At 61.2% G+C, this 16,847-nt stretch carries 16 protein-coding genes and 1 tRNA gene; 12 read left to right on the forward strand and 5 right to left on the reverse strand.

The window, feature by feature from the left end; genetic code table 11:
* Window positions 1-54: 54 nt before the first annotated feature.
* A complete protein-coding gene (locus tag AC6IZO_RS04325) occupies window positions 55-846 on the reverse strand; it encodes an ABC transporter ATP-binding protein (protein ID WP_497808343.1) in 792 nt (263 codons plus the stop codon).
* Between the two features lie 318 nt (window positions 847-1,164).
* Between AC6IZO_RS04325 and AC6IZO_RS04330 the strand changes: the two genes are divergently transcribed.
* From AC6IZO_RS04330 to AC6IZO_RS04345, 4 genes are read left to right on the forward strand one after another with little or no spacing between them, the layout of a single operon-like run.
* Window positions 1,165-2,283, forward strand: coding sequence for a hydrogenase small subunit (locus tag AC6IZO_RS04330; RefSeq protein ID WP_497808344.1), 1,119 nt, complete (start codon window positions 1,165-1,167; stop codon window positions 2,281-2,283).
* Window positions 2,280-3,995, forward strand: a complete 1,716-nt coding sequence (locus AC6IZO_RS04335) for a nickel-dependent hydrogenase large subunit (RefSeq protein WP_497808346.1) — start codon at window positions 2,280-2,282, stop codon at window positions 3,993-3,995. The genes AC6IZO_RS04330 and AC6IZO_RS04335 overlap by 4 nt, the downstream gene beginning before the upstream one ends.
* A gap of 4 nt (window positions 3,996-3,999) precedes the next feature.
* Window positions 4,000-4,719 carry a Ni/Fe-hydrogenase, b-type cytochrome subunit gene (gene cybH, locus AC6IZO_RS04340; RefSeq protein WP_497808348.1) on the forward strand — a complete coding sequence of 240 codons (720 nt, stop codon included), beginning with the start codon at window positions 4,000-4,002 and terminating at the stop codon, window positions 4,717-4,719.
* Window positions 4,712-5,197, forward strand: coding sequence for a hydrogenase maturation protease (locus AC6IZO_RS04345; RefSeq protein ID WP_497808349.1), 486 nt, complete (start codon window positions 4,712-4,714; stop codon window positions 5,195-5,197). Before cybH ends, AC6IZO_RS04345 begins: the two co-directional genes overlap by 8 nt.
* Before the next feature lie 69 nt (window positions 5,198-5,266).
* Here the strand turns inward: AC6IZO_RS04345 and ispG are convergent, their stop codons facing one another.
* On the reverse strand, window positions 5,267-6,487 hold the full coding sequence (gene ispG, locus AC6IZO_RS04350) for a flavodoxin-dependent (E)-4-hydroxy-3-methylbut-2-enyl-diphosphate synthase (protein WP_497808350.1): 1,221 nt from the start codon (window positions 6,485-6,487) through the stop codon (window positions 5,267-5,269).
* Window positions 6,488-6,694: 207 nt separating this feature from the next.
* Here ispG and AC6IZO_RS04355 point away from each other — a divergent pair.
* A tRNA-Gln gene (locus AC6IZO_RS04355) sits at window positions 6,695-6,768 on the forward strand.
* Between the two features lie 106 nt (window positions 6,769-6,874).
* On the opposite strand, the gene AC6IZO_RS04360 is transcribed toward AC6IZO_RS04355, so the two are convergent.
* The 3 genes from AC6IZO_RS04360 to AC6IZO_RS04370 form a co-directional block, all read right to left on the reverse strand.
* Complete coding sequence (locus AC6IZO_RS04360; protein WP_497808352.1) at window positions 6,875-7,111, reverse strand: thioredoxin family protein; 237 nt, start codon at window positions 7,109-7,111, stop codon at window positions 6,875-6,877.
* A 10-nt stretch (window positions 7,112-7,121) separates the two neighbouring features.
* Window positions 7,122-8,210 carry a permease gene (locus tag AC6IZO_RS04365; RefSeq protein ID WP_497808354.1) on the reverse strand — a complete coding sequence of 363 codons (1,089 nt, stop codon included), beginning with the start codon at window positions 8,208-8,210 and terminating at the stop codon, window positions 7,122-7,124.
* A 118-nt stretch (window positions 8,211-8,328) separates the two neighbouring features.
* Window positions 8,329-8,748: an ArsR/SmtB family transcription factor gene (locus tag AC6IZO_RS04370; protein WP_497808355.1), complete on the reverse strand. Its 420-nt coding sequence runs from the start codon at window positions 8,746-8,748 to the stop codon at window positions 8,329-8,331.
* Between the two features lie 413 nt (window positions 8,749-9,161).
* Here AC6IZO_RS04370 and AC6IZO_RS04375 point away from each other — a divergent pair, with 413 nt between their 5' ends.
* The 7 genes from AC6IZO_RS04375 (at window position 9,162) to mpl (ending at window position 16,844) form a co-directional block, all read left to right on the forward strand.
* Window positions 9,162-9,590 (forward strand): hypothetical protein, encoded by a 429-nt coding sequence (locus tag AC6IZO_RS04375; RefSeq protein WP_497808356.1) that lies wholly within the window; start codon window positions 9,162-9,164, stop codon window positions 9,588-9,590.
* 106 nt (window positions 9,591-9,696) lie between these two features.
* A complete protein-coding gene (gene rpsO, locus AC6IZO_RS04380; protein ID WP_497808358.1) occupies window positions 9,697-9,963 on the forward strand; it encodes a 30S ribosomal protein S15 in 267 nt (88 codons plus the stop codon).
* A 336-nt stretch (window positions 9,964-10,299) separates the two neighbouring features.
* A complete protein-coding gene (gene pnp / locus AC6IZO_RS04385) occupies window positions 10,300-12,666 on the forward strand; it encodes a polyribonucleotide nucleotidyltransferase (protein ID WP_497808360.1) in 2,367 nt (788 codons plus the stop codon).
* Window positions 12,667-12,849: 183 nt separating this feature from the next.
* Window positions 12,850-13,557 (forward strand): MgtC/SapB family protein, encoded by a 708-nt coding sequence (locus tag AC6IZO_RS04390; protein ID WP_497808362.1) that lies wholly within the window; start codon window positions 12,850-12,852, stop codon window positions 13,555-13,557.
* Between the two features lie 4 nt (window positions 13,558-13,561).
* Entirely contained in the window at window positions 13,562-14,377 is an 816-nt protein-coding gene (gene dapF / locus AC6IZO_RS04395; protein ID WP_497808364.1) for a diaminopimelate epimerase, read from the forward strand.
* A 75-nt stretch (window positions 14,378-14,452) separates the two neighbouring features.
* Window positions 14,453-15,382, forward strand: coding sequence for a S66 peptidase family protein (locus tag AC6IZO_RS04400; RefSeq protein ID WP_497808366.1), 930 nt, complete (start codon window positions 14,453-14,455; stop codon window positions 15,380-15,382).
* A gap of 40 nt (window positions 15,383-15,422) precedes the next feature.
* Window positions 15,423-16,844 carry a UDP-N-acetylmuramate:L-alanyl-gamma-D-glutamyl-meso-diaminopimelate ligase gene (mpl, locus tag AC6IZO_RS04405; RefSeq protein WP_497808368.1) on the forward strand — a complete coding sequence of 474 codons (1,422 nt, stop codon included), beginning with the start codon at window positions 15,423-15,425 and terminating at the stop codon, window positions 16,842-16,844.
* Window positions 16,845-16,847: the final 3 nt, after the last annotated feature.

Genomic DNA, 16,847 nt, shown 5'->3' on the forward strand with positions numbered 1-16,847 from the left:
CAAAGCTGGCGCGGCGTGTGCGCTGTGCCAGTGCGTGGAAATTGTGGTCCCGGCCTACCAGAACTGGTAATAGCCGTTGTGCTCGACGGGTTCGATGGTGTCGCCATAGGCGGCGGAGAGGTTTTCGCGGGTGAGCACCTCGGGCTTGCTGCCGTCGCGGAAGACCTGCCCATCCTTGAGCAGCACCACGCGCGTGATTTCCGGAATGATCTCGTGCAGATGGTGCGTCACAAGGATGATGGAGACGCCCTGCTGGGCAAGTGTGCGGAGATTCCGTTGCAGTGCCTTGAGCGCCGCCAGATCAAGGCTGTCGCTCGGCTCGTCGAGAATGAGCGCGCTTGGACGGTGCACCAACGCGCGGCCCAGTACGAGCCGCTTGCGCTCGCCGCTGGAGAGCTCGCGGTAGCGTTTAGCGGCAAGTTTTGCCGCGCCCAACAGCTCGAGCACCTCGGTGGCGCGCTGCTCCATCTCCGCGGTGACGACCATGTGAGACCACAGCCCGAAGCTGGCGAAAAAGCCGGAGAGCACCATTTCGCGGCCCGTCGGATTGGCCCAGCTTTGCGCAAACAGGTCATTGGTGATGATGCCGAGCTGCTGGCGCATTTCAGCCGTCACCCAGCGGTCGCGCCCGAAGATGAGCGCGTGTGAATCCGGAGTGGATACCGGGTAGAGTTCGCGCGTGATGGTCTTCAGCAGCGTGGATTTGCCGCAGCCGTTTGGCCCGATGATGGCAACGTTTTCGCGCGGGCCTATACGCAGGGAAAACTGGTTGAGCGCGCGAGTTGCTCCGCGCATCACCGTGACATTGTGAAAATCAATCAAAGCAGGCAGGTTTTCAACATCCATCTTGGCCGTTTCTATTTATACTTTTCAAATGGAAACCGATTGTAGCGCAGCTCTGGATGTGTCGCGCAGTCTCAGCAGCAAAGATGTGCAACGGAGCTTTGTGAGCACGCAATCTTTCCGTATCCCATGCAGCGGGTAAGACCGCGACTCTGATTTGGGGACCTTCCCAAAATACAACTTCAACCGAATTCTTATTTAACTGTCGTGATGCGGCGCACAAGCCGGTTTCCGATGTGCATCATAACCTTTTGCCGTCCGCGCCGTGCATGGAAGCGCGGGGCAGTATCAGGGCAGTGATTAAACAAGTTCGAGGTGGACATGGATCGCTCTAAAACAACAATTTGGGAGGCGATGCAGGCCAAGGGGTACAGCCGCCGCGATTTTCTGCAGTTCTGCTCGATGGCCGCAGTCGTCGCCGGGCTGGAAGGCAGCGCAGTCGCCAAGGTGGCAGAGGTTTTTGAGAAGCAGGCCCGCCCGCCCATCATCTGGCTTCATTTTCAGGAATGCACCTGCTGCAGCGAGTCGTTCATTCGTTCTTCGCACCCGCTGGCGGCAGACATCATTCTCGACACCGTCTCGCTCAACTACACGGAGACGCTGCAGGCCGCTTCCGGCTTCCAGGCGGAAAAGTGCCTGCAGGACACGCTGAAGCGCTTCCCGGGCAAATACATTCTGATGGTGGAAGGCGCCATTCCGACCGCTGACGGCGGCGTTTACTGCATGATCGGCGGACGTACCGCCGAGGACATTCTGAAGGAATGCGCCAAGGACGCGCAGGTTGTCATCGCGTGGGGCTCCTGCGCCAGCAACGGCTGCGTGCAGGCTGCCAATCCGAACCCGACCGGCGCCACGCCGGTTCACAAACTGATTGATCAGCCGGTGATCAACGTGCCGGGCTGTCCGCCGATTGCCGACGTGATGACCGCCGTGGTGACGCATCTGCTTGTCAACGGCCGCGCACCGGCCTTGGACAGCCTCGGACGCCCGAAGGAGTTTTACGGACGCCGCGTGCATGACACCTGCTACCGCCGCCCGAACTACGACGCCGGATTGTTCGTCGAGAGCTGGGACGACGAGAACGCTCGCAAGGGCTATTGCCTTTACAAAATGGGCTGCCGCGGCCCCATTACCTACAACGCCTGTTCGGTGGTGAAGTGGAACGAAGGCGTCAGCTACCCGATTCAGTCGGGCCATGGCTGCATTGGCTGCTCCGAGGCCGGATTCTGGGATAACGGGCCGTTCTACCAGCACCTGCGTTCGTTCCCGGGCTTTGGCATTGAGAGCACGGCCGACACGGTCGGCACCGCCGTCGGGCTGGTGACGCTGGCCGGCATCGCCGGACACGCCATCACCACCAACATCCGCAAACAGAAGCTGATTGCTGAGATTCACGCTGAAGGCACTGAAAGCCAGGAGAACAAGGAGAAGGCCGAATGACCCGCGTAATTGTTGATCCCGTTACCCGCATCGAGGGCCACCTCCGCGTTGAGGCCGTGGTCGAAAACGGCATAATCAAGGACGCCTTCAGCTCCGGCACCATGGTGCGCGGGCTGGAGATCATCCTGCGCGACCGCGATCCGCGCGACGCGTGGGCCATCGTCGGCCGCGTCTGCGGAGTCTGCACCAGCTGCCACTCGCTAACCAGCGTGCGCGCCGTGGAAGACGCGCTCGGCATCGTGGTTCCGCGCACCGCCGAGCTGATCCGCAACCTGATGGAGTGCACCATTCAGCTCCATGACCATGTGGTGCACTTCTACCACCTGCACGCGCTCGACTGGGTTGATGTGGTGAGTGTGCTGAAGGCCGATCCGGTGAAGACGGCGGCCATCGCGCAGTCGATCTCGAAGTACCCGAAGAGCAGCGCGGCCTACTTCAGCGAGGTGCAGCAGCGCATCAAGAAGTTCGTCGACGGCGGCGAACTGGGCATCTTCGCCAATGGCTACTGGGGGCATCCGCAGTTCAAGCTGCCGCCGGAGGTCAACCTGCTGGGCGTGGCGCACTACCTTGAGGCACTCGAGTGGCAGAAGGAGATTGTGAAGGTTCACGCCATCTTTGGCGGCAAGAACCCGCATCCGAACTTCCTCGTCGGCGGCGTGCCGTGCTCCATCAACGTGGACGAAGTGAACGCCATCAACACCGAGCGCTTGAACTTCGTGGGCAAGCTCATCAACCAGGCCATGGAGTTTATCGAGCAGGTGTATGTGCCCGACGTCATCGCCATCGCCGGTTTCTACAAGGACTGGGCAGGCATCGGCGGCGGTCTGCAGAATTACCTCGCCTATGGCGACCTGCCGACGCGCGGCTACGGACATCCGGAGTATTACAAGTTCCCGCGCGGCGTGGTGTTGAACCGCGACCTCTCGACGGTCCACCCGGTCAACGCCAAGAACGTTGACGAGATCAAGGAATACATCTCCAGCTCCTGGTACACCTATCAGGAGGGCGATGGCGTAGGCGTGCATCCCTCGAAGGGCGAGACCAAGCTGCACTACACGGGGCCGAAGCCTCCATTCAAGACCCTGGAGGGCAGCCAGAAGTATTCGTTCATCAAGACTCCGCGCTGGAAGGACCACCCGATGGAAGTGGGCCCGCTGGCGCGCATGGTGGTGGCCATGGCCAGCGGCAACACGGACGTGAAGGAAGTTGCAGGCGAGCTGACCAGCAAGCTGAACGTGCCGTTCGAGGCCATGTATTCGACGCTGGGCCGCACGGCGGCGCGTGCTCTCGAGGCGAAGATGGTGGTCCACTACATGAAGGAGTTCTACAACGAGCTGCTGGAGCAGGTGAAGACCAACGAGACCTCCACCTTCAACGGCGAGAAGTGGGACCCGAGCACGTGGCCGAAGGAGGCCGAAGGCGTGGGCCTGACCGAGGCTCCGCGCGGCGCGCTGGCCCACTACATCAAGATCAAGGACGGCAAGATCCTCAATTACCAGATGGTGGTGCCGACCACATGGAACGGTTCTCCGCGCGACGGCAACAACCAGCACTCGGCGTTTGAGGCGTCGCTGATCGGCAGCCCCGTGGCGAACCTGGAACAGCCGCTGGAGATCATCCGCACGCTGCACTCGTTCGACCCGTGCCTGGCCTGCTCGGTGCACCTCTTCGATCCCGAAGGACGGCACCTGAGCCAGTGCCATGTGGAGTGATGAGATGAGCGCGCCTGGAGCAGGATTCCTTGCCAACGCCGCTACCGCGCAGAGTCCGGCCGAATACCATCGCGTATACGTCTGGGAGCTGCCGGTGCGCGTCTTCCACTGGGTCAACGCGGCGTGCATTGCCGTGCTGTGCGTCACCGGCTTTCTCATCGGTGCGCCCATGCACATGTTCTACGCCTCGGAGGCCTATCAACAGTATTGGTTCGGGACGGTGCGCTTCCTGCACTTCCTGTTCGCGTTTCTGTTCATCTTCAATCTCGTGTTCCGCGTCTACTGGGGGCTTGTGGGCAACCAGTATTCGCGGCTCAAGCGCTTTCTGCCGCTGAAGAAGTGGCAGCAGCGCGAGATTGTGGAAGTGCTGAAGGCGGACGTGTTGCAGACGAAGCTGCACGGCCCGATCTCCACCGGTCACAACGCGCTGGCGGCGCTGATTTACGTCGGCCTGTTCGTTGCCTCGGTTACCACCATCCTCACCGGACTCCAGCTCTATTCGAGCATGAGCCTGGCGTTGTTGCCGCAGGGCTTCAAGTGGGTGGTAAAGCTGTTTGGCAGCGAATTCGACGTGCGCTTTCTGCACCATCTGCTGATGTGGTTCTACATTCTGTTCATTCCGGTGCACGTGTACCTGTCCTTCTACCACGACTACATTGAAGGACGCGGCACGGTCTCGGCCATCATCGGCGGATGGAAGTTCGAAAGGCGCAACAATGACTAGGCGGGAAGGGAAGCTGCTGGTGATGGGCATCGGCAACCTGCTGATGGGCGACGAGGGCGTTGGCGTCCACGTCGTCCAGCGGCTGGAGAAGATGCCGCTGCCCGCGCATGTGGAGTTGCTTGACGGCGGCACCGGCAGCTTTTACCTGCTGGAGCCGATGCAGCAGGCCGCGCGCGTCGTCCTCATCGACGCCGCTGCCTCCGACGATCCGGTGGGCACCGTGCGGGTGCTCTCTCCAAAATACTCGAAGGACTACCCGCGCACGCTGACCGCGCACGATATCGGCCTGAAGGACCTCATCGACAGCTTTTACCTGATGGGGACCCCGGCCGACGTGCGGCTGATTGCCATCACCATCGACCCCAATCAGACGCTCGGCATCGGACTCTCCGCAGAAGTGGAGAAGGCCGCGCAGGAGGCAATCGCGCTCACGCTCGATGAGGTGAATGCCTTTGCCGCCGAGGCCACCGCAAGCTAGCGCGCTATTCCATCTCAAACTGCAAAGGCCGCCAGCAATGGCGGCCTTCTTCTTGCGAAATTCAGTGCGCTACTTCTTCGCGTAGTGCGATTCCACGTACTCGTTGAGGATGGTCATGAACTCCTCGGCGATGTGGTCGCCCTTCAAGGTCAGCGAGAGCTTGCCGTCGATGTAGACCGGGGCCTTCGGCTCCTCAAACGTGCCAGGCAGCGAGATGCCGATGTTGGCGTGCTTGCTTTCGCCGGGGCCGTTGACGACGCAGCCCATCACGGCCAACTTCATCTCTTCCACGCCCGCATAGCGCGTCTTCCACTCCGGCATCTGCTCGCGGATGTAGCCTTGCACCTTCTGCGCGAGATGCTGGAAGTAGCTCGATGTGGTGCGTCCGCAACCGGGGCAGGCCGTAACCTGCGGGGCAAAGCTGCGCATGCCGAGCGACTGCAGAATCTGCTGCGCCACGTGAACTTCTTCGGTGCGGTCGCCGCCGGGTTGCGGCGTCAGCGAGACGCGGATGGTGTCGCCGATGCCTTCCTCCAACAGAATGGCCAGCGCGGCCGAGGAGGCCACGATGCCCTTGGCGCCCATGCCGGCTTCGGTCAGGCCCAGGTGCAGCGGATACTGGCAGCGCGCCGCCAGCTTGCGATAGACGTCGACCAGATCCTGCACGCCGCTGACTTTGGCGCTCAGGATGATGCGATCCGCTGGAAGGCCGTAGCTCTGCGCCAGCTCCGCCGAATGCAGCGCGCTCTGGATCATCGCTTCCTGCATCACGGTGTTGCCGTCGAGCGGCTTGGCGGTCTTCGCGTTTTCGTCCATTAGCCGGACGAGCATCTGCTGGTCAAGCGAGCCCCAGTTGACGCCGATGCGGACGGGCTTGCCGTTCTCAATGGCGCACTCAATCATGGTGCGGAAGTTGTCGTCGTCCTTGCGGCCGATGCTGACGTTGCCGGGGTTGATGCGGTACTTGGCCAGGGCGCGCGCGCAGGCAGGGAACTGCTTGAGCAGCTTGTGGCCGTTGTAGTGGAAGTCGCCGACAATGGGGACGTCAAAGCCGCGTGCCGCCAGCTCTTCCACAATGTGCGGCACCGCCTCGGCGGCCTTCTCGTTGTTCACCGTCACGCGGACAACTTCGGAGCCGGCGCGGGCCAGGGCCGCTACCTGCTCAACCGTCGCGGCAATATCGGCGGTGTCCGTGTTGGTCATCGACTGCACCATTACTGGCGCGCCGGAACCTACGCGAACGTGTCCAATCTGAGTTGTATAGGTCTTTCTGCGCTGAATCGTAGCCATGGCTAGAACACTTCAAGTTTAGCACGCGGAGCGGGGCTTCCCCGGCGTGTTCGGTGCACAGAGCATTCGGCGAGAGCGTGCGACTTTCCACAACTTTGTGACGAGAAAGTGCGCCGAGAGGCTCTGGAACGGTTGACGCCGCCGCATAGTGTCCGTAGAATCAAAATGTTGATGCGTTCCAGCAATAGCTACCGAGCGCTCATGTGCTGCCCCCTCGTTCAATGGTAGGACAGCCGCCTCTGGAGCGGCATATCGGGGTTCGAATCCCTGGGGGGCAGCCAAACTGTTTGTAACCGAAGACCCTCGAATCACATTCACTCGAAAATCATTCAGGAATTAGCAGTCAAGCTGCCCCGCGAGGGAAACGAGTGGTTGTGACTCTGCTGCCTAAGCGATAAGCCAGGATTTGATTTCGTCTTCGTTGGGCACGCGCCCGGCGAGTTTCACCGTGCCGTCGATCGCGACGGCCGGAGTCATGAGTACGCCCGCCTTTGCCATCTCGGCAAAGTCTGTGGCATGGGTCACGTTGGCCTGCACTCCAGTCTGCTCAACGACATTGCGCACCCGCTTCTCAGTTTCCTTGCACTTGGCACAACCGGGTCCGTAGACCGTTATGTTGATCATGAGTTCTCCTTTACATGATTGAATTGAAAATGTAGCCCACAATCAGAATGCCCACGGCAACTACCCCGACGAATGCGGCAATCAATTGCGGGCGCAGGACCTTCCGCAGAATTACCGTCTCAGGCAAAGACAGGCCGATGACAGACATCATGAAGGCCAGAACCGTTCCTAGCGCGGCACCTTTTCCGAGCAAGGCTTGAACGATTGGGATGATCCCCGCCGCGTTGGAATACATGGGCACTCCAATGAGTACGGCGACCGGAACCGACCACCACGCCGCTTTGCCCATGATGTGGGCCATGAAATTTTCTGGAACGTAGCCGTGGATGCCCGCACCAATGGCGATGCCCGCAATGACGTATGGCCAGACCTTGCCGACAATGTCACGGACGGCATCGGCACCAAGGCGAACACGGTGAGACCAGGTTATGGTCTCGTCCTGCTCAAGACTGCCAGTTTTCGTGGCGTATACCCAGGACTCGACGTAGCGTTCCATTCGCAGCCGTCCAATGATCCAGCCGGAGAGCATGGCAATTATCAGTCCCGTGCCAGCGTAGATCGCGGCGGTTCGCCATCCGAATAGTCCGAATAACAGGACCAGTGCGACCTCATTGATCATGGGCGCAGCCACAAGAAACGAAAATGTGACACCGAGCGGAACACCGGCGGTGACGAATCCGATGAACAGAGGAACCGCAGAACACGAGCAGAACGGAGTTACGATTCCGAGCAGAGCCGCGAGCACGTTGCCGATGGACTCCCGCTGACCAGCGAGAATAGCCCGTGTCCTTTCCGGGGTGAAAAAGGACCGGACAATGCCGACGCCGAATACGACAATCGTAAGCAGCATCAGCACCTTCGGAGTTTCGAAGATGAAGAACTGTGCCGCGGAGCCGATTCGAGTGGCCTTGGAAAGTCCGAAGACCTGGAACGACAGCCAATCAGCAAACCGCTCCAAATGCGTATAGAGAAGCCACCACACAGCGAGTCCGAGCACTCCAGTTGCGTAGCGCGCAAGCAGCGTGGACATTAGCGGTTTCGACGCCTCAGGAATGGTGGTCAGTGAACTTTGTTCTTCGCAACAGGGTTTATCAGGCATCGGATCTTCTCTCTGGTTCATGGAAGAAATGCGTTTTCATCGCACTTCATTACGAAATGGTTCATGCAGGCGCAGCCGCAACTGACGAAAACGCTGCGCTGGATTCAGAGAACTGTCTTCATTTCAGTTTGTCCTGAACCGGTTGAGCTTTGGAGTGGAGCAAGTCCATCGTCAGCGCCGAGTAAGGCTTCCATTTGCGAGCGTTGCTGGCTCCTGTTTCGATCGCCCGCTTCAGCTTCTTCGCGTCGGACGAGAGTGACGGGGAGGTTTGAAACGCCTCTTTCAAAAAGGCAAAGAGCAGCTTGTGGACGCCCTCGGCTGGCTGAGCCAGGCGGTAATAGATCCGCGTGCCCTCACGCCGGTCAAGAATCAGCCCGGAGTTCTTCAGATAGGTAAGGTGGCGCGACACATTGGGCTGAGCCGATTCCAGCACGAGCTGTATATCGCACACACACAGCTCACCGTGAATCAGAAGGTTAAGAATTCGGAGGCGGGTCTGATCCGCGAGGCCTCGAAAGATTTGGTCCAACTCTCTCATCACAGAATCTCCTACGCGGAGCCATAATATCACATATATACGCATAGACGTATGCATGAATACCCCGGCAGTGTCAAAACTGGATGTAGATGCAATTTGCGAAGGGCGCCCATGCGATGGTCTTGGTCTGCATGCGGGGACGATATCGGGCGATTCCTGCGCGGCGGTGAATATAATCACCTGGCGGAAGCGGTCGACAATGTCATCCATCTGCGTGGAATTCTGGAGTGCCTTGCACAATGGTGGCGGCGGAGCAGGGGGAGTCGTGCCGGGAAAAATAAATTCACGGCTGCAAGACAGGAAGGTAAGTACTACGGAGAACTGATTTTTGCCCGGCAATCACGAAGTGTGAATTTAGGTGAAGCGAGGTTTTCCGCTTCCGGCGGGACGCTCCGTGTTTGATAATAGATGTAATGTCGTGGCGTGAATTAAGTTCTCAACTTCGTCTCGGAGGGGACGAGCAGGTTCCCTCTGTTCTCATGCTAGGAGAGCAGACGGAGGATTTCCGTAAGGCCTGGATGTATCTGGCCGCGCGTGGCTACATCGTGCACAAGGCCGGCGCGATGGAAGATGCCTGCCGCATTCTGAAGGAATCCTGCATTGATATTGTGATTCTCGACAGCCTGATGCCGGGCTGGAGCCTGCCGGAGCTATTGGAGGGCATTCAGGAATCGCATCGCCGCACGGCGATTGTAGTGCGTGCCTCGCTGGCCAACGAACATGGCGACATCGTTCCCGATGGCAAATACTTCTCTTTGACCGCCTGCTCGGAACTCGTATTGCTTCTCGAGGGGCGCCGTCCGCATCTGCACGATGAGTCCGAAATGGACGGTGTGAAGTAGTCTGCACCGGGTGCAGGGCAATTCAAGCTTTACACTTTCGCCCTCAATATGTTAGCCTCTCAGTTGTTACAGGATTGAGACAAAGAGCAGGAGCGCGTCAGTTTCAGTGTTAGCCCGAGAGCAGAAATCCAACGTCATCTCGCAGTTCCAGACCCACGCAACCGATACCGGCAGCCCAGAAGTGCAGATCGCTCTGTTGAGCGAGCGCATCGGTCAGTTGACCGATCATTTCCGGGCCAACAAGAAGGACCACGCCTCGCGCCGCGGTCTTCTGATGATGGTCAGCAAGCGTCGAAGCTTGCTTGATTATCTGAAGAAGTACGACACCGAGCGCTACAAGGTGGTCATCGCGAAGCTCGGTATCCGCAAGTAACCAGGTTTGGCTTCCGGGGCGCGCAAGCGTCCCGGTCGCGTTTGTGCCGAGTTCCGGCCAGGTGAACTGCATCTCCGCCAGAGTGGTCTTTGGCGGAACGACGTGCAGGCTGAATTCGCAGCCCGGCCGTCGCATCCGGATCAAGAATCCGGCGGTGACTGCTATCTATAAGGCGGCGCATTCACTCCGCGGTTTCGCACGAGTTGACCCAGACCGATCCCATCCTGTGGCCTCGCGAAAGCCTGTTGCGACGGGCAGGGCATTGCTGTATGCAGCGCCCGAGTTTCGCGGGGGACCCCCACATTGTGACGGCGCGTTCCGTAGACAAGGAAGATCATGAAACAAGAAGTCAGCGTTACTCTCAGCGGCGGCAAAACGATTTCGTTTGAGACCGGCAAGGTCGCCAAGCAGGCGCACGGCTCCTGCGTGGTCCGCATCGCAGACAACGTCGTTCTGGCCACGGCCTGCGCCAACGCAGAGCCTCGCGCGGGAATCGACTTTTTCCCGCTCACGGTCGACTACCGTGAATACACTTATGCCGGCGGACGCATCCCCGGCGGCTTCATCAAGCGCGAAGGGCGCCCGAGCGAGCGTGAAATTCTCACCAGCCGCCAGATCGACCGCCCCATCCGTCCGCTGTTCCCCGAAGGCTTCCGCTGCGAAACGCAGGTCATCGCCTTTGTCCTTTCGGCTGACACCGAGAATGATCCGGACGTTGCCGCCATTAACGGCGCCTCGGCCGCGCTGAGCATCTCCGACATTCCGTTCTGCGGCCCCATCGGCGCCGTGCGCGTCGGCCTGGTGAATGACCAGTTCGTGGTCAATCCGACCTATGCCGAGATGCACGAGTCAAAGCTGAACATCATGGTCGTCGGCACCGCCGAAGGCATCGTGATGATTGAAGCCGGCGCCAACGAAGTGCTCGAAGACCGCGTGGTGGATGCCATCGAGTTCGCGCACGAAGAGATCAAGAAGATCTGCGCGGCCATCAACGAACTGGCGGCCAAGGCAGGCAAGACCAAGCGCGTGGTGGCGGCTCCGGTCGTTGACGAGGAATACCTCGGCGCGCTGCGCGCCAAGATTGGCGAGCGCCTGACCGACGCGTTGAACACCGAGAAGTATCCGAAGCTGGAAAGCTACGCCAAGGTCAAGGAGATCAAGGACGAGCTGAAGAAGGAACTGGCCGAGGATGACGATGAAGGCCGCGCCAAGCTCGGCAAGTACTACGAGATGCTGCGCGAGCATATCTTCCGCGAGCAGGTCACCAATGACCGCCGCCGTCCGGATGGACGCGCGTTCGACCAGATCCGCCCGATCTGGATCGAAGCCGGCGTGCTGCCCCGCACCCACGGTTCGGCCATCTTCACCCGCGGCGAAACCCAGGCGCTGGTCACCACCACGCTGGGCACGGGCGAAGACATGCAGCGCCTGGAACGCTTTGAAGGCGAGACCAAGAAGCGCTTCATGCTGCACTACAACTTCCCGCCGTTCTCCGTCGGCGAAGTCAGCTTCCTGCGTGGCGCCGGTCGCCGCGAGATCGGCCACGGCGCTCTTGCCGAGCGCGCTCTGACGGCCGTTCTTCCGCCGGAAGATGAGTGCCCCTACGCGATGCGCGTGGTCAGCGACATTCTTGAATCCAACGGTTCGTCCTCGATGGCGACCGTCTGCGGCGGCTCGCTGAGCCTGATGGACGCCGGCGTTCCGCTTCGCGCTCCGGTTGCGGGCGTGGCCATGGGCCTGGTGAAGGAAGGCGAGAAGTACGCCATCCTGACCGACATCGCCGGTGCCGAGGACCACTACGGCGACATGGACTTCAAGGTTGCCGGTACCAGCGACGGCATCACCGCGCTGCAGATGGACATCAAGATCATGGGCATCACCCCGCAGATCATGCGCGAAGCTCTCGCGCAGGCCAAGCAGGGACGCCTGTTCATCCTCGGCAAGATGAACGAGGTCATCACCCAGGGTCGTGAGAAGGTCAGCGAATTTGCTCCGCGCTTCTACAACCTGAAGATCCCGGTAGACAAGATCCGCGATCTGATCGGACCCGGCGGCAAGATCATCCGCGGCATCGTCGATGCCACGGGCGTCAAGATCGACGTCGAGGACGATGGCAGCGTGCGCGTGGCTTCCAGCGACGCGGCAGCCGCCGAGAAGGCTCTGCAGATGATCGGCGAGATCACCGCCGTGCCTGAGGTTGGCAAGACCTACCTCGGCAAGGTGACCCGTCTGGCCGAGTTCGGCGCCTTCGTCGAGATTCTGCCGGGCACCGATGGCCTGCTGCACATCTCGGAAGTGGCCGAGCACCGTATTAAGGACGTAAAGGACGAGCTGAAGGAAGGCGACCAGATTCTGGTCAAGGTCCTGGCCGTTGAAGGCAACCGCATCAAGTTGTCGCGCAAGGCCATCCTGAAGGAGCAGCGTGCGAAGCTCGCGGCCCAGCAGGGCGGTAGCCCGGCTCCGGCCGAGGCGGAAGAGCACGAGACGAGCGAAGAGCCTTCGGCTGAGTCCGTCACCTTCGAGGGCGGCGCCGATGACGCCGATACCGAAGAGGAAGGCGGCGAGGAGACGAACTTCAACCGCGAAGGAATGGCGGTTGAGGCTCAGGGCGAACGCCGTCCGCACAGCGCCAACAATAACAACCGTCGCCGCCGTCGCGGTCGCGGACCCCGTCCGGGTGGAGACCGTGGCCCCCGCAGCTAGCGGAGCCTCGGAAGCCGGACAGTAAAGTAATGGCCGGTTGTTCCAGACGGAGCAATCCGGCGGTAGCAGGATGCAGGGCCACGCTTCGGCGTGGCCTTCTTCTTTTGCGTCACGTTCGTTTGTAACGGGCCGGTGCTACAATCTCGCAAGCCGCGCGCCCCCTTCTGCGGCAGGACTACGCCGATGCCCGAACTCAGACACCTGTTCGATCTCAGTCTTCATCCGCAGGCAGCCACCTTTGTCACGCAGGTGTTGCTGCGGCTGTTGCTGTCGACAGTGCTGGGCGGCGCCATCGGACTGGAGCGCGCGCTGCATCATCGCCCGGCCGGGCTGCGCACCAATATCTGCATCTGCTTTGGCGCGGCCATGTTCACCATTCTCTCCGTGGCGCTGGCGGGCACCCCCGCGGATAGCGCGCGCATTGCCGCGCAGATCATTCCGGGCATCGGCTTCATCGGCGCAGGCTCCATTCTGCATTCGCGCGGCAACGTGCTGGGGCTGACCACGGCGGCGACCCTGTTCGTGGTGGCATCGATCGGCATGGCATGTGGCGGCGGGCACCTTCTGGTGGCCGTGGTGGCCACCGTGCTCATCCTGCTTGTGCTGGAAGGCCTGGGCAGCATGGAAAAGCGCTGGATACCGCAGCCCGTGAGCTGGGTCTACCAGTTCTCGACGGAGACGCCGGAGCCGGTATTGGAGCACATCAATGGCGTGCTCAGCCGCGAGGGCTTGGAGATGCGCTCCCTGCAGATGCAGTATCACGGCGAACTCGCCGAATTTGCGTTTACACTCGAAGCAGACGAAAAGCAGCACGAACGGCTTCGCCGGCAGCTCCAGGCGGAGGATTTCATTCATCAGCTCCGGTCGTTTTCCGTGACCGAGCAGGAGTAGGAACGTGTTCGATAATTTTCAGGGAAAACGTCTTCCTTTTGTAAAGGCCAGCGCGTGCGGCAATGACTTTCTCATCATCGACGGACGGCACGCTCCGTCCGATGCGGCCGAGTTGAGCCGCCAGCTTTGCGATCGCAACAACGGCGTGGGCGCCGATGGCGTGGAGTGGCTCTACAACGATGAGAGCGCCGACGGGCAGATTCACCTCATCAACGCCGACGGCTCCAAGGCCGAACTGAGCGGCAATGGCACGCGCTGCGTGGCCGCTTACCTGGCCGCCACCAGCGGCAAAACGCGGCTGAACATTGCAACCGACGCGGGCGAAAAGCTCTGCCTGCTGCGCCGCCGCGAGGGCGCGACGTTCTTCTTCCGTACCGAGATGGGCACGCCGCAGGTGGGCGAAGAGTTTGCGCTCAAGCTGAACCGCAGCATTGTGCGAGGCACGCCTGTTTCCACAGGGAACCCGCACTACGTCATCTTCGTCAACGAGTTTCCGCAGGACTGGCAGCGGATCGCCACCGAAGTGCAGCGGCAGGAGCAGGCTTTCCATGAGGGCGTGAACGTGGAGTTCGTGACCGTGACCGGCGCGAGCGAAATCACGATTCGCATCTTTGAGCGCGGCGCGGGCGAAACCATGTCATCCGGCACGGGCACCTCGGCCACGGCAGCCGCAGCGCTGGCTGCGGGCAAAGTGCAGGGGCCGGTGGTGACCGTGCATTCCCCGGGCGGCACGCAGACCGTGGAGTGGGAGGGCGGCAGCTCCGCTCTCGCGCTGGAAGGCCCGGCCGTGCTCGTCTGCAAAGGTGACTACTTTGTGTAAGCTCGAATGCAGCGCAGGCGAGCCGCATGCGTGCGGCTCGCTTTGCATTGCGTGTGTGCCAGAGGAGCACGCGCGATGAGCGGGGCGTCCATTCTTCCGCGCGCGCTGCGCCCCGGCGCGAGGCTTGGCATTGTTGCCCCGGCCAGTCCGGTGGAAGAAGCGAAGCTGCGTGCCAACCTTGAAGCCTTACGCGCGCTTGGCTATGAGACTGTCCTGGGCGAGGCGGTGCTGGCGCGCGATGGCTACTTTGCCGGTGCAGCAGAGGCTCGCTCGCGCGACCTGGTCTCGATGTTCGAGCGCGACGACATAGACGCCATCCTCTGCGCGCGGGGCGGCTACGGCTGCAACTACCTGCTGCCGGTGCTCGACTCCATCGATTTCACCGCGCATGCCAAGCCTTTCCTCGGCTACAGCGATGTGACCGTGCTGTTGACCCGCATGGTTGACCGCGGATTCGTGGGCTTTCACGGGCCGATGGCGGCCTGCGACTTCGCCAACGGAGCCGCAGATATGGCGTCATTCCGCTCTGCGCTGGGTGGGGAAGCGCTGACCCTGAACCTGCCGACCGATGCACAGGTCGCAACGCTCGCCCCCGGCGCGGCCAGCGGTATCTTCTACGGCGGGTGCCTGTCACTGCTGGTCTCCACGCTCGGCACGCCGTACGAGATTCAGACCGAGGGCAAAGTGCTCTTCCTTGAGGACGTGGGCGAACCCGCCTACCGCATCGACCGCATGTTGCGGCAACTGCTGCTGGCGGGCAAGTTCAACGGCGTGCGAGCCATCGTTTTCGGAGAGATGAAGGGCTGCAATGCGGACGACCCGACGGTGCCTACCGTGTGGAGCGTCATCGAGCGCCTGCTCGTGCCGCTCGGTGTGCCCATCGCCTACGGGGTCCCCAGCGGACACGTCACAGGCCGCAATCTAACCCTCCCGCTGGGTGTCTCCTCGGATGTCGAGTTCACCGCTCAGTCCGTGCGCCTGGCCTTTGCGCCCGCAACGCGATAGCCCGTGGCGGTCGTAACGCCCGATGCGTTAGTGTAGAAGGATGCAGCCACGCAAGATTCACCTGATCGGCATCTGCGGCACAGCCATGGCGTCGCTGGCCGGAATGTTGCAGAAGCGCGGGTATGAAGTCCGCGGCTCGGACGCCGCCGCCTACCCGCCCATGTCCGACATGCTCGCCTCGCTCGGCATCCCCGTGATGCAGCCCTTTGCCGCCTCCAACTTTGACTGGAAGCCCGACCTCATCGTGGTCGGCAACGCAATTTCGCGCGGCAACGTGGAGCTGGAACACGTGCTGGACCAGCGCCTGCCATTCACCTCGATGGCGCAACTTGTGCATGACGAATTCATTCGCGGGCATCAGTCGCTGGTGGTCGCCGGCACGCACGGCAAAACCACAACGACCTCCATGCTGGCGTGGATCTTTGCCAGCGCCGGGCGCAATCCGTCGTTTCTCATTGGCGGCGTAGCGGAGAACTTCGGCTCAAGCTTTGCTGTTACCGAGGGGCGCGAGTTCATCATCGAAGGTGACGAGTACGACACCTGCTTCTTCGATAAGGGGCCAAAGTTCTGGCACTACTTCCCGGACGCTGTGGCGCTGACAGCCGTCGAGTTCGATCACGCCGACATCTACCGCGACCTTGAGGCTGTGAAGTTCGCCTTCAAGCGGCTGGTGAATCTTGTTCCGCAGCGCGGCATCATTGTGGCCTGGGACGGCAGCGCGAACGTGAGCGAGTGCGTGGAGCGCGCCTTCTGCAAGGTGGAGCGCTACGGCTTTGCCGCGGATTCCACCTGGCGCGTGGTCGATATTGAGCATGACGCTGACGGCACCTCGTGGCGCGTGCTCCGCGACGGCGAGCCTTGGGCGGCATTCCGCTTTGCGCTGGCCGGAGACTACAACGTGCTGAACGCGACGGCCGCCGCCGCAATCGCCTCGCACTACGGAATCGCTACGGATGCCATCGTGAAGGCGCTGGCAGAGTTCAAGAGCGTGAAGCGCCGGTTGGAAGTGAAGGCCGAACTGCACGGCATCACCATCATCGACGATTTTGCGCACCACCCCACGGCCATTGCCGCCACGCTCGGCGCGCTGCGTTCGCGCTACAACGGACGCCGTTTGGTGGCGGTGCTGGAGCCGCGCTCGAATACCCTGCGCCGCAACGTGTTTCAGCAGGAGCTGATTGAGAGCCTCGCCAAGGCCGATGAAGTGGTGCTGTCGAGCGTCTTCTTCAAGACCACGGATTCGCTGCGTCCGGAGGAGCGGCTGGACGTGGCGGCGATCGTCGATGCGCTCAAGGCGCGCGGCATTCCTGCCCGCCAATGCACCACACCCGATGAGATTGCCTCGCAGCTTGGCTCCGAGCTTCGCGCGGGAGACGTGGTCGCGCTACTTTCGAATGGCGGTTTTGGCGGCATCTATGAGAAGCTGCCTGCAAGCATCAAGGCCCAGCACAAAGGGGAATAGTTT

The organism is Oryzophilus luti (assembly GCF_059726245.1).

Excerpts from the sequence above, each read along its gene's own strand:
- AC6IZO_RS04325 (WP_497808343.1), bottom strand. The coding sequence starts at position 846 with ATGGATGTTGAAAACCTGCCTGCTTTGATTGATTTTCACAATGTCACG.
- AC6IZO_RS04330 (WP_497808344.1), top strand. The coding sequence starts at position 1,165 with ATGGATCGCTCTAAAACAACAATTTGGGAGGCGATGCAGGCCAAGGGG.
- AC6IZO_RS04335 (WP_497808346.1), top strand. The coding sequence starts at position 2,280 with ATGACCCGCGTAATTGTTGATCCCGTTACCCGCATCGAGGGCCACCTC.
- cybH (WP_497808348.1), top strand. The coding sequence starts at position 4,000 with ATGAGCGCGCCTGGAGCAGGATTCCTTGCCAACGCCGCTACCGCGCAG.
- AC6IZO_RS04345 (WP_497808349.1), top strand. The coding sequence starts at position 4,712 with ATGACTAGGCGGGAAGGGAAGCTGCTGGTGATGGGCATCGGCAACCTG.
- ispG (WP_497808350.1), bottom strand. The coding sequence starts at position 6,487 with ATGGCTACGATTCAGCGCAGAAAGACCTATACAACTCAGATTGGACAC.
- AC6IZO_RS04360 (WP_497808352.1), bottom strand. The coding sequence starts at position 7,111 with ATGATCAACATAACGGTCTACGGACCCGGTTGTGCCAAGTGCAAGGAA.
- AC6IZO_RS04365 (WP_497808354.1), bottom strand. The coding sequence starts at position 8,210 with ATGCCTGATAAACCCTGTTGCGAAGAACAAAGTTCACTGACCACCATT.
- AC6IZO_RS04370 (WP_497808355.1), bottom strand. The coding sequence starts at position 8,748 with ATGAGAGAGTTGGACCAAATCTTTCGAGGCCTCGCGGATCAGACCCGC.
- AC6IZO_RS04375 (WP_497808356.1), top strand. The coding sequence starts at position 9,162 with ATGTCGTGGCGTGAATTAAGTTCTCAACTTCGTCTCGGAGGGGACGAG.
- pnp (WP_497808360.1), top strand. The coding sequence starts at position 10,300 with ATGAAACAAGAAGTCAGCGTTACTCTCAGCGGCGGCAAAACGATTTCG.
- AC6IZO_RS04390 (WP_497808362.1), top strand. The coding sequence starts at position 12,850 with ATGCCCGAACTCAGACACCTGTTCGATCTCAGTCTTCATCCGCAGGCA.
- AC6IZO_RS04400 (WP_497808366.1), top strand. The coding sequence starts at position 14,453 with ATGAGCGGGGCGTCCATTCTTCCGCGCGCGCTGCGCCCCGGCGCGAGG.
- mpl (WP_497808368.1), top strand. The coding sequence starts at position 15,423 with ATGCAGCCACGCAAGATTCACCTGATCGGCATCTGCGGCACAGCCATG.